This window comes from Peribacillus sp. QJM3NY_7 (genome assembly GCF_056173225.1).
In genome coordinates, this window is record NZ_CM149663.1 from 3,559,857 (window position 1) to 3,575,558 (window position 15,702).

General features: G+C 42.1%; 12 protein-coding genes. 1 reads left to right on the plus strand and 11 read right to left on the minus strand.

Going from position 1 to position 15,702, the window contains the following annotated elements:
* The 4 genes from AC0VX1_RS17010 to AC0VX1_RS17025 all read right to left on the minus strand — a co-directional run bounded on the left by AC0VX1_RS17010 (nt 1) and on the right by AC0VX1_RS17025 (nt 6,097).
* Nucleotides 1-996: a thiamine pyrophosphate-dependent dehydrogenase E1 component subunit alpha gene (locus AC0VX1_RS17010; RefSeq protein ID WP_034308253.1), complete on the minus strand. Its 996-nt coding sequence runs from the start codon at nt 994-996 to the stop codon at nt 1-3.
* Between the two features lie 24 nt (nt 997-1,020).
* A complete protein-coding gene (gene lpdA, locus AC0VX1_RS17015; protein WP_413022845.1) occupies nt 1,021-2,442 on the minus strand; it encodes a dihydrolipoyl dehydrogenase in 1,422 nt (473 codons plus the stop codon).
* 131 nt (nt 2,443-2,573) lie between these two features.
* A complete protein-coding gene (bcd, locus tag AC0VX1_RS17020; RefSeq protein WP_413022847.1) occupies nt 2,574-3,671 on the minus strand; it encodes a branched-chain amino acid dehydrogenase in 1,098 nt (365 codons plus the stop codon).
* Nucleotides 3,672-4,039: 368 nt separating this feature from the next.
* Entirely contained in the window at nt 4,040-6,097 is a 2,058-nt protein-coding gene (locus tag AC0VX1_RS17025) for a sigma-54 interaction domain-containing protein (RefSeq protein ID WP_475468046.1), read from the minus strand.
* Nucleotides 6,098-6,302: 205 nt separating this feature from the next.
* Between AC0VX1_RS17025 and AC0VX1_RS17030 the strand changes: the two genes are divergently transcribed.
* Nucleotides 6,303-6,539 carry a DUF2627 domain-containing protein gene (locus tag AC0VX1_RS17030; RefSeq protein ID WP_034308264.1) on the plus strand — a complete coding sequence of 79 codons (237 nt, stop codon included), beginning with the start codon at nt 6,303-6,305 and terminating at the stop codon, nt 6,537-6,539.
* A 39-nt stretch (nt 6,540-6,578) separates the two neighbouring features.
* On the opposite strand, the gene AC0VX1_RS17035 is transcribed toward AC0VX1_RS17030, so the two are convergent.
* From AC0VX1_RS17035 to dxs, 7 genes are all read right to left on the minus strand, one after another.
* Nucleotides 6,579-7,313, minus strand: a complete 735-nt coding sequence (locus AC0VX1_RS17035) for a glycerophosphodiester phosphodiesterase (RefSeq protein WP_475468048.1) — start codon at nt 7,311-7,313, stop codon at nt 6,579-6,581.
* Nucleotides 7,314-7,729: 416 nt separating this feature from the next.
* Complete coding sequence (gene spo0A / locus AC0VX1_RS17040) at nt 7,730-8,521, minus strand: sporulation transcription factor Spo0A (RefSeq protein WP_034308269.1); 792 nt, start codon at nt 8,519-8,521, stop codon at nt 7,730-7,732.
* A gap of 329 nt (nt 8,522-8,850) precedes the next feature.
* Nucleotides 8,851-10,143: a SpoIVB peptidase gene (spoIVB, locus tag AC0VX1_RS17045; RefSeq protein WP_063575695.1), complete on the minus strand. Its 1,293-nt coding sequence runs from the start codon at nt 10,141-10,143 to the stop codon at nt 8,851-8,853.
* Between the two features lie 161 nt (nt 10,144-10,304).
* Nucleotides 10,305-12,020 carry a DNA repair protein RecN gene (recN, locus tag AC0VX1_RS17050; RefSeq protein WP_411738628.1) on the minus strand — a complete coding sequence of 572 codons (1,716 nt, stop codon included), beginning with the start codon at nt 12,018-12,020 and terminating at the stop codon, nt 10,305-10,307.
* A 22-nt stretch (nt 12,021-12,042) separates the two neighbouring features.
* Complete coding sequence (gene ahrC, locus AC0VX1_RS17055; RefSeq protein ID WP_034308279.1) at nt 12,043-12,492, minus strand: transcriptional regulator AhrC/ArgR; 450 nt, start codon at nt 12,490-12,492, stop codon at nt 12,043-12,045.
* Between the two features lie 243 nt (nt 12,493-12,735).
* Nucleotides 12,736-13,563 (minus strand): TlyA family RNA methyltransferase, encoded by an 828-nt coding sequence (locus tag AC0VX1_RS17060; protein WP_057278791.1) that lies wholly within the window; start codon nt 13,561-13,563, stop codon nt 12,736-12,738.
* 4 nt (nt 13,564-13,567) lie between these two features.
* Nucleotides 13,568-15,460, minus strand: coding sequence for a 1-deoxy-D-xylulose-5-phosphate synthase (gene dxs / locus AC0VX1_RS17065; protein ID WP_413010491.1), 1,893 nt, complete (start codon nt 15,458-15,460; stop codon nt 13,568-13,570).
* Nucleotides 15,461-15,702: the final 242 nt, after the last annotated feature.

Genomic DNA, 15,702 nt, shown 5'->3' on the forward strand with positions numbered 1-15,702 from the left:
TTACTTTTGTGCATACACATGATTCATAGCACTTTCAGCCTTTGGATATGGAGCATTTTCAGCATAATCGGTTGCTTCGTTGACTATCTTCATTACTTCATCATTCATTTGTTTCTCAAGGTCATCATCCATGATTCCCACTTCTTTTAAATAGGCTCCAAATGTCATTATGGAATCCTTCGTTTTGGCTTCGGCCACTTCGTCCGCCGTCCGGTAGCTTCGGTCATCATCATCACTTGAATGTGGTGTGAGCCTGTATGAGACGGTTTCCACTAGTGTAGGGCCTTCTCCCCTTCGTGCACGGTCAGCCGCTTCTTTCACCGCAGCATACACGGCCAATGGATCATTGCCATCCACCGTTATTCCAGGCATCCCATAGCCAATCGCCCTGTCGGAAACATTTTCACACGATAGCTGTTTCTCTATAGGAACGGAAATCGCATATTTATTATTTTCACACATGAAAATGACCGGTAGCTTATGCACACCTGCAAAGTTGGCCCCTTCATGAAAATCGCCCTGATTGGATGAACCTTCCCCAAACGTTACGAAAGTCACCAAATCCTTACCTTCCATCTTCCCTGCAAGGGCAATTCCGACTGCATGCGGGACCTGTGTCGTTACAGGCGATGAACCAGTGACGATCCTATTTTTCTTTTGACCAAAATGACCTGGCATTTGGCGCCCGCCGGAATTGGGATCTTCCTCTTTCGCGAAACCTGAAAGCATCAAATCTTTTGCGGTCATTCCGAAGGTAAGCACCACACCTACATCCCGGTAATAAGGCAGTACATAATCCTTTTGCCGATCAAGCGCAAACGCTGCCCCAACCTGTGCAGCTTCTTGCCCCTGGCAGGAAATCACGAAGGGAATTTTCCCGGATCGGTTTAGAAGCCACATGCGCTCATCAATTCTGCGGGACAAAAGCATTGTCCGGTACATATCTAAAACCGTTTCCTCATTTAAGCCTAATTGTTCATGACGTTTTTCTACCATCATAAAACCTCCTGACCTTATTCTTTAAGAATGTATGGCACGTCCATCGACAGCAAGGGCCGCCTCCCCGATTGCTTCAGAAAGACTTGGGTGCGGATGAATTGTCTTGCCTACTTCCCAAGGTGTCGCATCAAGCACTTTTGCAAGTCCAGCTTCTGAAATCATATCCGTAACATGTGGCCCGATCATATGAACGCCCAGTATATCATCCGTTTTCTTATCGGCGATGATTTTGACAAAACCATCCGCTTCCCCAAAAACAAGGGCCTTACCAACTGCACGGAATGGGAATTTCCCTATTTTAAGGTCATAACCTTCCTTATTTGCCTGATCTTCCGTCAAACCGACACTTGCAGCCTCAGGGCTTGAATACACACATTTAGAAATGAGCGAATAATCCAGCGGTTCCGGTTTTTTGCCTGCAATATGTTCAACGGCCGTAATACCTTCATGGGAGGCAACGTGTGCCAATTGCAGACCGCCGATACAGTCACCGATCGCATAGATATGTGATTCCTTCGTTTGGAAGAAGTCATTGGTTTCAATAAAACCTTTTTCTTTCACAATCTCCGTATTTTCAAGACCGATCCCTTCAACATTTGCTGACCTTCCTACGGAAACCAGCATTTTTTCAGCTGTGAATTCCTCTACCGAACCTTTGACTTCAGCAGAAATGGATACTGACTCACCCGTTTTCAGGGTTTCAGGCAATACCTTGGCACCTGTAACGAATTTGACGCCTTTTTTCGTTAGGAGACGAAGCATTTCACTGGAAATATCATGGTCTTCTGTCGGGATGATTCTATCTGCATATTCCAGTACTGTCACTTCCACACCAAAATCATTGAGCATCGAAGCCCATTCAATGCCGATAACTCCACCGCCTACAATAATCATCGATTTTGGCAGGCTCTCAAGCTTTAGAGCTTCATCCGATGTAAGCACCAATTCCCCATCAACCGCTAAACCGGGCAGTGTCTTCGGACGCGAACCGGTTGCAATGATGACATTCTGGGGAATGAGCATTTCATTTTCACTGCCATCATTCATTTCCACGGAAATTGTCCCAGGCATCGGTGAAAATATAGAAGGACCTAGTATACGCCCTAACCCTTCATAAACCGTTATCTTTCCTTGTTTCATCAAGTGCTGAACTCCTTTATAGAGTTGATCGACCACTTTAGTTTTTCTTTCCTGCACTTTAAGGAAATCTACCTTTACATCCCCGGTAACAATACCGAATTCCTCACTTTTCACTGCAGTCTGATAAACTTCCGCACTCCTTAAAAGTGCTTTCGAGGGGATACAGCCTTTATGTAGACACGTTCCGCCGAGTTTGCCTTTCTCCACGACAGCCGTTTTCAATCCTAATTGAGCAGCCCTTATTGCCGCCACATACCCGCCTGTTCCTCCTCCGAGGACAACGAGGTCAAATTCTTCAGCCAAAACCACTCCTCCTCACAAATACATACAATTTGTCACCATTTTTACTTGCCCTATGTTTATTACGTTATCCATGTTGAAAATTCCTGTGTTTATTTAAAAAAACACAGGAATCTAATCTTGTAAAATTACATTCATTTTCTTCCATTCAGGATATGTTTTTCATTTTGCAGGAATTGGCTCCTTGAATTCCTCATGCGAGCAATTCGCTCCTCTGCCATCCTATCCGCCGCTTTATAAGTTGGGATTTGATCACGTTTTGCAATCTCGAAGACTCTTTCAATTGTATCATAAACCGTTTCCACTTTCTTAAGGGCTCTTTCCCGATTATACCCTAAAAGCTCATCGGCCACGTTTATGACTCCCCCTGCATTAATTACATAATCAGGTGCATATATAATCCCTTTTTCATGAATTTGATCGCCATGAACCGTTTCCTTTAATTGATTATTCGCAGCACCTGCAATGACCTTCGCCCTGATTTGATTGATCGTTTGATCATTTATGACAGCCCCTAATGCACAAGGTGCATAGATATCACATTCGACTCCATAAATTTCATCTGGATTCACTGCAGTCGCCCCAAAGGACTCAACCGCACGGGCCACGCTTTCTTTATTGATATCCGTAACGATGAGCTTGGCGCCCTCCTCATGAAGATGACGGCATAAGTTATAAGAAACATTCCCGACGCCTTGGACAGCAACCACCTTGCCTTCTAAGGAATCAGTTCCGAATGCCTCTTTTGCAGCAGCCTTCATACCGCGGTATACCCCATATGCCGTTACTGGGGAAGGGTTACCCGAAGAACCGAATGCAGGGGAAATCCCCGTGACAAAATCCGTCTCCTCATGAATGAGATCCATATCCTCAACCGTTGTACCTACATCTTCAGCTGTTATATAACGGCCATTCAGCCCTTGGATATACCTTCCGAATGCACGGAACATTTCTTCATTTTTATCCTTACGCGGATCGCCGATGATGACTGTTTTCCCCCCGCCTAAATTCAAGCCGGCAGCGGCGTTTTTATATGTCATTCCTCTCGAAAGCCTTAAGGCATCTTCAATGGCATCTTCTTCAGATGCATACGTCCACATCCTTGTGCCTCCAAGCGCAGGCCCTAATGTTGTATCATGAATGGCAATAATCGCTTTCAAACCCGATTGTTTATCCTGACAGAATAGCAATTGCTCGTAATCATACTTCTCAAGATATTTAAAAATTTCCATAAAGGAATCCTCCCTAGATGTTTTAATACATGTCAGATATGAGACTACTGAATTTCTCCTCATTCTTACTTGTTCCTACGTTCGTTTTAAATAAAATCCGCTACTCACATGATATTTTCCCCATGGGGAATGGTTCCCTTGAAAAACCCATGCACTTTTAAATATGCAAATAACATGCCAATAAAATACATAATCGGGACCTATTTATCCAAAAAAAGGACATGCTGGTTAATAAGTTGGGCAACTATAGCCTATAACAAATTCAAAAAAATTTCATGTCAGAAGTGGAGTCTCGCTTAAATTAAAATAAATCAGAAAATTCCATGCATTATTTTTCATAGTGTGCAAATGATTGCATGCAAAATTTTTCACAGTTTTAGTTTTTCCATTTTATAATATAGATTTCTAACTGAAATCCCCAGCGCTTTTGCCGTAAGTGTTTTATTTCCCTTGTGGGTATGGAACGCTTGCTGAATGATTTCGGCTTCATACTGGTCTATTATCTCCGAGAGCGGTTTCCCCGATACGTAGCCGGAAGGCCTCATTAATAAATTCTCTTGATTTAATGGAATCCCTTCGATAAAATCCGGAATATGATGGATATCAATGATTGTCTCGTTCAATTTCATGAAAATGATTGCCCGTCCTAAGATATTTTCCAGTTCCCTCACATTTCCCGGCCAGTTGTAGATTTGCATCTTATGTATAGCTGCTCCTGTAATTCCCTCTATGCTCCGTCCATACTCCTGATTGATTTTATTAATCAAATGCTCCGCCAATTCTCTCAAATCTTCTTTTCTCTTTCTTAATGGAGCAATGAAAATAGGCATGCGGTTCAGCCTGAAATATAAGTCTTCCCTGAATGATCCGTTTGCGATGGCCTGTTCAAGATTGATGTTCGTAGCGGCTATGACCCGGACATTGATGGGGATCGGCTTCGTCCCCCCCACCCTGACGATTTCCTTTTCTTGTAAAACCCGCAGTAATTTAGCTTGGATGTTGGCTGGCAATTCACCAATTTCGTCCAAAAAGATACTCCCTTGATTTGCCTCTTCAAAAAAACCGACCTTTCCGCCCCTGCTTGCCCCGGTAAAGGCTCCTTCATCATAACCGAATAGTTCACTTTCAAGTAATGATTCCGAGATGGCCGCACAATTTACCCGAACGAATTTATTGAACTTCCTATCGCTCGCATTATGGATGGCATGTGCAAATAACTCTTTTCCCGTCCCTGATTCCCCTCTTAATAAAACAGTAGCAGGTGTTCTAGCCGATAATTTCGCCTGTTCAATGGGAAGCTTCATCTCTTCGGAAGCCCCAATTATATCATCAAAGGAATATTTGGCCTGCAATGTTCGGATGATCTGTCTTGCCCGATTAAGTTCGTGGGTCAAGGCTTGAATTTCCGATACATCATGAATGACGCCAACACTTCCTTTCAGGCACCCATCCACGATGATTGGAGCAACATTCACGATCACTTCCTTATGTTTTGGGCCGACACGCATATTGACACCACGAACAGGTTTTTTTGTCTGAAGCACTTTCATATGCATACTTTCGCCTTCGTAAATATCGATGGAAGCCGGTTTACCGATCACTTGGGCCTTTGTTAAGCCAGTGATTCTTGTATATGCCGGATTGATCAAAAGCCCCCTTCCTTGATCATCCACAACAGATATGGCTTCATCACTGGATTGAATGATTGCCTGGAGCATCGTCTGTATCTCTTTTAAATCAGTGATCTGCTCCGCCAATTGCACAGCTTCCATCTTATTCCTAAACACGGCAAAAGCCCCTATGATTTCCTTATCGGCATTCACCAGCGGTATCCTTGTCGTTATGAGTTCCATCCCATTGCCAAGGGTGATTTCCTGATTCACTTCTTTTTGGTTCGTTTGCATCACTCGCAGCAATCCTGTTGATGGGATGAAATCTTTGATCTGTCTCCCAATTACATCCTCGCGCTTTGTGTCTGATGCACGTTCCGCACTATCATTGAACATGATGATGAATCCTTCATGGTCAATCACCACCATCCCTTCACTGGTCGTATTAAGGATCAAATCCATTTTTGCGGAGGTATTCTCCAATTTACTTATTAAACGATTTTTCTCTTCAAACAACTTAGTCATAATGAGGGCGACACTTCCAGGAATGAGAATCGTTTGTTCGCCCATGTCCCTTTTTATCTTTTTATAGACAGACGGGTCACCGGTCGTATCAAATATGATGTCCAAATCCCACTTCAATCCCATGCTCCAATTAGTCACGGTAGGAATCCTTCGTTCCTTCGCAGCAAGCATCCCTTCAGCGGATTCATTCGTATCAGCCAAACAAACAATGGAGAATACTTCACTTTCCGATAGGAGTTTCAACACGGTCGTCCCTCCCACTCCTCCCCCTACTATCATGACCTTTTGCATCAGCCATCCCCCTTAAGAAATAATTACCCCTTTAAATAGATCATTCCCTGCAATTTTTTTCATACTCCACACCATTTTACCATATCGGCCCCCATTAAAAACAGCCGCCAACTCCCAGTCATTATCTAGATTCCCGTTACTTGACAAATAATTTATATCCTTTATCATTTTTTAAAGATGGAATTTTCGGAAGGGATTTGACTGCATGAAACGTTTAATCGCTTTTTTGATTCTTTTTATACCCGGTGCCTTTGCTGCCTATGGCATAAAAATAATGAGGGACATGGTATTCGGTATTTTACAGCCCCCCTATCCATTCCTTTGGCTGCAATTTTTAATAGGACTGCTCATTACGATAGGCGGAATCGCCTTTATCGCCGGCTTCGTCCTACATCGAGATCGAAAACAAAATAAGGTCCAGAGCAGGTTCAATAAATTTTAAACGCAAAAAGGAAGGTGCCTTGTATGGCACCTTCTTTCTTTATCTTGACTTCAATTCTTCTCTTATCCGTACCGCTGCTTTGGGGAAATCGGTTATGATGCCGCTGCACCCCAGTTTGAATAACCGCTTCATCTCGGCTTCTTCATTAATGGTATAGGGCCTTACAGGAACACCCATACTAACCGATGATTGAATGAGTGCATCAGGGGCAGCACGGATATTTGGGTGAATTGCACTTCCGCCTATTGCCTTGGCATATATCCACGGCATGTATAGGCCATCCCTGTATAGCGGTGCCGTTTCCAATTCTGGTGCCAATCGATGGCAATTGACCAAACTGTAATGATTGAAAGAAGAAAGGATTATCCTTTCCTCCATTTCGTAGGTACGGATGAGCCGGATGACTTTCTCTTCCAAGCCTGGATACAGAAAAACCGTATTTTTCAATTCAATATTGCAAAAGAGCTGATTATCATTAAGCCAAATAAACAGTTCTTCAAGCGTGGGAATCTTTTCATCACCAAAATTACCCTTATGGGTTGCGGAAGCATTAAAGGTTTTCAACTCCTTTAATGTCCGGTCTTTTACATACCCCGAGGCATTCGTGGTCCGATCGAGCTTTTCATCGTGGATGATGACCACTTCTCCATCTTTCGAGAGCTGGACATCCGTTTCAATTCCGTCCGCACCGACACGGGCAGCTTCCTTGAACGCCGACATCGTATTTTCCGGATGAGTTCCTGCAGAGCCTCGATGTGCAAAGATTAAGGTCATGATGAAACGCCGCCTCTCTCAAAAATTGTTATACACCGATTTTATGAACAGAAACAGCAAATTATTTTCATCTAGATCAATTCTACAATCAAAACGCAGGTGATTATTTTCTGCATAGGAGGTTCCTTTCCTCAAATCACTCCATTTCTTTTACAATCTGATTTGTGCCGCTTTTTCAACCAAACAAAAACGCCTTTTATTTATGGGATTTGCTGCAAAATCCCATAAATAAAAGGCGTTTAATTTTTTTAACCGGCGTAAAAAGATTTGAAGTTGCCGATTAGAAAAAATCACGAAGCAACTTCTTCCTGTCCTTTACCTCCAGACGGAGAGTTCCTATTTATATTTAGCGGCTCTAGCCTTTATAAGGTCAATAGTTACCCTGAGTCTTAACAACCGGTATTACCCTACCCCTGTCAAGAAGCTTTATGTTCGAGGCGCAGCTTATCGGCAACCATGGCAATGAATTCGGAATTTGTAGGTTTTGCCTTTGTCATGCTTACGGTATAGCCGAAAAGAGATGATATGGATTCTATATTTCCACGGCTCCAGGCCACTTCAATCGCATGCCGGATAGCACGTTCAACTCGACTGGCCGTAGTATTGTATTTTTTTGCGATATCCGGATATAAAACTTTGGTGATGGAACCCAATAATTCAATATCATTATATACCATGGATATGGCTTCCCTTAAATACAAATAGCCCTTAATATGTGCAGGCACTCCAATCTCATGAATGATGCTGGTGATGCTTGCATCAAGGTTCTTCGGTTTGGATTCATTTTGGGGACGATAGCTAAATTGACTATGATTTTTTAAAACCGCCTGCCCTTTACCGCTTACCTGACGGATGTGATTGGCCAGATTTTCCATATCAAATGGTTTCAGGATGAAATAAGACGCACCCAAATCAACTGCTTTTTTCGTAACATCTTCTTGACCAAAGGCAGTAAGCATTATCACATTAGGCATGGCACCCCGTTTTACTTCACGAAGTTTCTCAAGTACACCTAACCCATCTAAATGAGGCATGATAATATCGAGGATCAAAATATCCGGATCAACGCTTTCTAGCATACCCAGGCAATCTTGACCGTTATGTGCCACCCCAATCACTTCCATGTCTTCCTGTGCAGAAATGTATTCTTCCAGAAGGCCAACAAGTTCTCTATTATCATCTACAACGCACACCTTAATTTTTTTCACGCTTGATTTCCTCCTCAACTACAATTGGTCTTTTTTTCTATATGACTAAATTCTATTGTAATTGAACTTTTCGACAATGGAAACTAAATTCCTTTTATTTTTGAAAAAATATAAGGAATTCAATATTATTCTCCGGATATCTCTTGTTTTCGACTTCGTTTGCTATTGGAATAAACCGTTTGTCGAAAAATCTTCATATCGTTTTCATTTTATCACATCGTTCCAAAAAAACCTCTATTTTTTGAAGAAATCAAAATTAATTCCGACCTAAACCTATGCTAATCATAATTTTCCATTAAAAAGGGGCATCCAAAAGGATACCCGGATTCTTAGCTTGCCTTTTCATAATTATCTTTGTCGTATATATTTATACCGGCTTCGTTTAACATCCATTCGATATGGACTCCATACCCACTTGTAGGATCATTAACGAATACATGGGTGACTGCACCGATTAATTTCCCATTTTGAATGATAGGACTGCCGCTCATACCTTGAACGATCCCACCCGTTTTTTGAAGCAATTCTTTATCCGTCACTTTTAAGACCATTCCTTTGATTGCAGGAAACTTCTGTGGGATGGAACTGACGATTTCGACATCGAATTCCTCCACTTCAGAACCATTCACCACTGTAAGGATTTTTGCTGGCCCTTCCTTTACCTCATGGGAAAGGGTGATGGGGAGTGGTTTGTCGTTAATTCCATTTTTAAAATCTTGATTTAATTTCCCAAAAATGCCAAAGGGACTATTACGATTGATATTTCCTATTTTTTCTTTATTGGAAGAAAAGCGTGCCAATTTTTCTCCCGGATCACCATTGCTTCCTTTTTCGATGGATGTGACCGTCGATTGAACGATCTGTCCGTCCTTAACAACAATCGGCTTTTTTGTATCCATATCGGATATGACATGTCCCAACGCCCCATATTTTTTTGAATCCGGGTGATAAAACGTCATCGTTCCGATGCCAGCTGCCGAATCACGGATATACAAACCCAATTTGTAAGTTCCTTCATTTTTATCTTTTAGCGGGAATAAGGTACTATGAAGCACTTTATTATCACGGTTAATGACAATTTTCAACGCCTCACCCTTTTCACCTGCCTGCTGAACAAAAGGGGTTACATCCCCCATCTTCTTTATCGTCTGACCATTGATTTCTGTAATAATATCACCGATTTCAATTTTCGCTTTTTCTCCCGGTGATTTTTTCCCCTGCGCCGTATCAATAAGATGATGACCTACTACGAGCACCCCAAGAGTATTAAGCTTCACTCCAATGGATTGGCCTCCAGGCATGACCCTAAAGTCTTTTAACACCCTGATGTCGACCTTTTTGGCAGGCAAGCCTGCTACATCGAGTAACACTTCATTCGTACCTGGTTTCTCTGCACCAAGCGTAATCGAAGCTTGTTCATCATGAAGTGAAATTCCATCACTGGATCCCGAAGTTTTTGCAGAAACAGGCAATGATTTGGAAATACTATATTGACTTCCTTCAAATAGTACAAGATGATTTGGAATTAAAAAATATTCACGAGATGGCTGGTATAACCCTAATGTTAATAGCGAAACAAGGAGAATTCCACCGATGATCCTGTTTATCCATATAAATTTCAATCCATTCACTCTCCTCGCTCTCTGAAACTTTATGGCTACACCTTTAATTTAGCCCTCATGACAGTCATTTATAACAGGTGCAAAAAATAAAAGCTATCCGTTTTTGGATAGCTTTACAATGAATGCTTATGATAAGTTTAAATAATCTTCTTACAGGCCCATCAAGATGTAATCTTCAGCCTTTTGGCCAGCTGGATTAATTCATTGGCATGTTGTTTCGTCAAGTCCGTAATCTCTACTCCCGAAATCATCCTGCCAATTTCTTTTATTTTTTCAGTTTCCATTAGCGGCTTGACCGAGGTATGCGTGCGTCCAGCCCTTACATTTTTCGCTATGAAAAGGTGAGTATCCGCCATGGCTGCCACCTGTGGCAAATGGGATATGCACAATACTTGTGATCCAGTTGCCACTTTATAGATCTTTTCGGCAATGGATTGTGCAACCCGTCCGCTCACACCTGTATCCACTTCATCAAATATAATGGATGTTATGCCTTGATGCTTGGAGAAAATGCTTTTCAAAGCCAGCATGATCCTCGACAGTTCTCCACCAGATGCGATTTTAGAAAGAGGTTTTAACGGTTCACCTGGATTCGTGGAAATATAAAATTCCATTGAATCCAGCCCTGACTGATTAATGCCCCTATCTGACAATTCATCGAAAGTATAGGCTGTCTGAAGGAAATGAGGTTCAAAAATTGTTTTTTCCATATATAGATCCTTTAATTCCTGATGAATCTTTTTGGTTAGCTGCTGAGCGAATTTCTGGCGAAGTTCAGACAGATTCTTTGCTTCGACGATAAGATCTGCCTTGATGGATTTCATTTCCTTTTCAAGCTTCGCGATATGGGTTTCCCTATTTTGCAGCTTTTCGACTTCTTCTTCAATTGCGGCCCCATATTCCAGGATTTCCTCGATGGTCCGTCCGTATTTACGCTTTAATTGATTTATTTCATTAAGTCGACTTTCAATGAATTCCACACGTTCTGTATCATAATCCAAAGAGTCCAATTGGTCCCGGATGTTTGACACAGCCTCTTCGAGCAGGAAGTAGCTATTTGAAACGGTTTCAGAGCTGTGCTTTAAACCTTCATCAAGCCCTGCCGCTTCCTCCAAATTATTCATGGCTACGGAAAGCCAATCAATTGCATGCTGCTCACCATTTAAAGCATTATAACTGGTTTGCAGCGCTTCATGGATTTTTTCGAAATTATTAATTTTCTTCCGTTCTTCCATCAATTCTTCATCTTCGCGTAATTTCAAATCAGCTTTTTGGATTTCATCGAATTGAAACTGGATCAAATCAAGGCGGTGGACCATTTGCTGTTCATTTTGGCTCAAACCATTCAATTGTTTAGAAGCGGTTTCATATCGTTTATATAGCTTTTGGTATTCAGTGAGTGCAGATGCGATTTTTTCACCGCCGAATTGATCGAGCAGCGGAAGATGGAGTCGTTCATCCATTAATTCCTGATGTTCATGCTGACCATGGATGTCTATCAATGTTCGCCCTATCTCACGCAAAGTGGAAATCGTCACCAGCTTCCCATTTACCCTGCAAACGCTTTTACCGCTTTGTGAAATATCCCTTCGAAGTATCGCCATCCCATCATTCATATCCAGGCCAAACTCTTCCGCTTTGGCAAAGACCGGGTGTTTTTCATCTTCAATTTGGAATAATCCTTCTATTTCAGCCTTCGACTCACCATGCCGAATGAACTCTGCAGAACCACGTCCCCCAACCAACAGATGAACGGCATCTATTATGATTGACTTCCCTGCCCCTGTTTCTCCTGTCAAGACCGTCAAGCCTTTCTCAAATGAAACGGACAGGCTGTCTATGATCGCAAAATTCCTAATCGATAGTTCTGTTAACAAACTAGATCACCTCACAACATTATTAGAGCATGTCCAAGAATTTGCCGGAAATGATCTTTGCATCTTCCTCGGAACGGCAGATAATTAAACAAGTATCGTCGCCGCCTATCGTCCCGAGTATTTCTTGCCAATTTAAATTATCAATCAATGCACAGATGGCTTGGGCATTACCCGGGAGCATTTTCATAACCAGCAAATTGTTGGCTGAGTCAATGCGTACAAAGGCATCGACAAGGATTCTCTTTAATTTTTGAAGTGGATTGAAACGTTGGTCGGCCGGCAGACTGTATTTATACCTTCCATCCGTTAAAGGAACTTTTACAAGGTGAAGCTCTTTAATATCCCTTGAAACGGTGGCTTGAGTTACATTGTATCCAGCTAATTTCAATTCTTCAACTAACTCATCCTGTGTTTCGATATCATTATTCGTTATAATGTCCCTTATTTTTATATGTCGTTGTCCTTTATTCATAAGTAGAAGCACCTCTTCTCAACTGTTGCTCATTTAATGGTAATGGTATCACTTTCAATATTAATGTTATCGGATTTTTATGCAATTGTACAACTTTTTTCTCTAAAATGAATACAAGTCTAATTTTTGCACTTACCTATTTTATGTATCCACTCATAAATGATTCAATTCCATGACGACAATGCATAGTCAAAAAGCTCCTTTAGCCAACCATTCAGCCAAAGGAGCCATACAAAGTTCTAGCTATTCTTTTTTAAATTGGGCATGGGCCTCTCCAACGATGTCATCAACCGTTTTCGAAAGCAATAATGCTCCATCTTCCTTCGGCCCTTGCCAGTGTAAGTGGAGTAAGAATTCAATATTTCCATCACCGCCGGTAATCGGTGAGAAGGAGGCATCCTTAATATCATAGCCTTCCTTTAAAGAAAAAGAAATGATCTTATCCAACACTTGTTTATGGATTTTGGGATCACGAACAATCCCCTTTTTACCCACTTGATCCTTCCCGGCTTCGAATTGCGGTTTAACCAAGGCAACGACATCACTATTCGGGACGAGCAAGGTCTTTAGTACCGGTAAAATTAACGTAAGCGAGATGAAGGAAACATCAATGCTTGCGAAGTTTGGCATCTCCCCGTCGAGATCGGCGGGTGTAACGTAACGGAAATTGGTTCTTTCCATTACTTTTACCCGCTCATCCTGCCTAAGCTTCCAGGCAAGTTGATTATAGCCGACATCAAGCGCATAAGACATTATGGCGCCATTTTGCAAAGCACAATCCGTAAACCCGCCAGTTGATGATCCGATATCAAGCAGTATTTTTCCATTCACTTGTAAATCGAATTCCCTTAATGCCTTCTCAAGTTTAAGACCGCCTCTTGAAACGTAAGGCATGACTTTTCCTTTGATCGTGAATTCTAGATCGACCGGCACTTTTTCCCCCGGTTTTTCGTATCTCTCTTCATTCGCGTAGACAAGGCCTGCCATAACCATACGCTTCGCTTTTTCACGTGTATCGGCCAAGCCTTGTTCTACAAGTAATACATCCACTCTTTCTTTCATCACTTTCATATTTTCAGGCCCTTTTTTCTTTTTTGGGTGTTATCATTTTAATCTTTTTGATGACTGTATCAGTCGTCAGACCGATTTCTTCAAGAAGTTCATCGACGCTTCCATGTTCAATGAAATAATCAGGTATCCCCATTCGATCTATAATTGCCCCATAAAATCCTTGATCATGAGCATATTCAAGAACAGAACTACCAAAACCACCTTGAAGAACCGCTTCTTCTATTGTCAGGATTGGCGTTTTTTCACCAAGGAGACTGCTTAGCATGTTCTCATCCAAAGGCTTAATGAACCGGGCATTGACCACCTTCACTGAATAATCCTCTTTCTCGAGCAGTTCTGCCGCTTCAAGAGCCATGGGAATCGTTGTGCCGAAAGTTAAGATGGCAGCATCCGTTCCTTCTTTAAGAACTTCCCACGAACCGATCGGAATCTGCTGTAATTCAGCATCCATCTCTACTCCCCAACCATTCCCACGAGGGAAACGCATGGCAATCGGACCATCATTATATTTTAAGGCCGTATTGACCATATGCTGGCCTTCGTTTTCATCTTTCGGCATCATCAGCACCATATTCGGTACGTGGCGCAAGAAAGCAATGTCGAAAACGCCTTGATGCGTTTCACCATCGGAACCAACCAATCCGGCACGATCGATTCCTATGAATACGTTCAAATTTTGACGGCAAATATCATGCACCACCTGGTCATAAGCCCTTTGCAGGAAGGTTGAATATATAGCCAGGAATGGTTTCATTTTTTGCGTTGCCAATCCGGCTGCAAAAGTTGCAGCATGCTGCTCGGCAATCCCTACATCATAGAAACGCTCTGGGAACTCTTGAGAGAAGCCCACCAATTTCGAACCTACGGGCATTGCAGGTGTAATCGCGACAATCCGCTCATCGTCACGGGCTAGCCTGCTGACAGTATCGCTTACGAGAGCGCTCCAAGCAGGACCCTTACTAGGGGATTTCACGAAATCACCAGTCTCGATCTTATATGGGCCAGTCCCATGCCAGTTCCCGGTTGTGTCCAACTCGGCAGGTGAATATCCCTTGCCTTTTTTCGTGATGACATGCAGCAGGACCGGTCCCTTCGTTTTCTTGGCATATCTTAAATTCTCAAGCAATTCTTCATAATTATGTCCATCTACTGGTCCAAGATAAGTGAATCCGAGTTCTTCGAAAAAGATTCCTGATACCAATAAATATTTCATGCTATCCTTCAAACGTTCAGCTGTAGCCGCAAGTTTACCACCGACTGCAGGAATTTTTTTCAAAAGCAGCTCCAATTCATCTTTTGCCCAGTTATATTTACCTGCTGTCCGCAATCTTCCCAATATCGTGTGTAAGGCACCTACATTGGGGGCTATGGACATTTCATTATCATTCAGGATAACGATCATGTCCTTTTTTTCATCACCGATATGATTCAACGCTTCAAGCGCCATCCCCCCTGTTAGGGCACCGTCTCCGATTACAGGCAAAATAAAGCTGTTTTCCCCTTTGATATCACGGGCAGCCGCCATCCCCATTGCAGCTGAAAGGGAAGTCGAACTGTGACCGGTTTCCCAAACATCATGGGGGCTTTCAATCATTTTAGGAAAACCGCAAAGACCTTTATATTTCTTTAAGGTGTCGAACTCTCCTGCTCTGCCAGTCAGGATTTTATGGACATAGGATTGATGTCCGACATCCCATAAAATTTTATCATTCGGACTGTCGAATTCTTTATGCAAGGCTATAGTCAACTCGACGACACCTAAATTGGGACCAATGTGCCCACCGGTCACCGATAATTTTTCCACAAGGAATTTCCGTACTTCCACACTTAACTCGACAAGTTCTTCATTATTCATCTTCTTCAAAAAAGAAGGGTCTTTTATAGATAGAAGATCCAAACAGGACCACTCACTTTCTGTCATTTTCGGTGGTTAGCATAAACAAAGCCTCATGAAAGAGGGCTATGGAAGACTTGACCGAAAAATTGGTTTTAAGTTAAAAAATAGCCGCCAACACCCAGGTGATTTCGGCGGCTTATTATACCTATTTTATCACGTATCTCAATTAAAAAATTCATTTTGATTTTCACATATTTTTGCACAATGAGTATACCACAAAACCTCAATTGATAACAAATTTG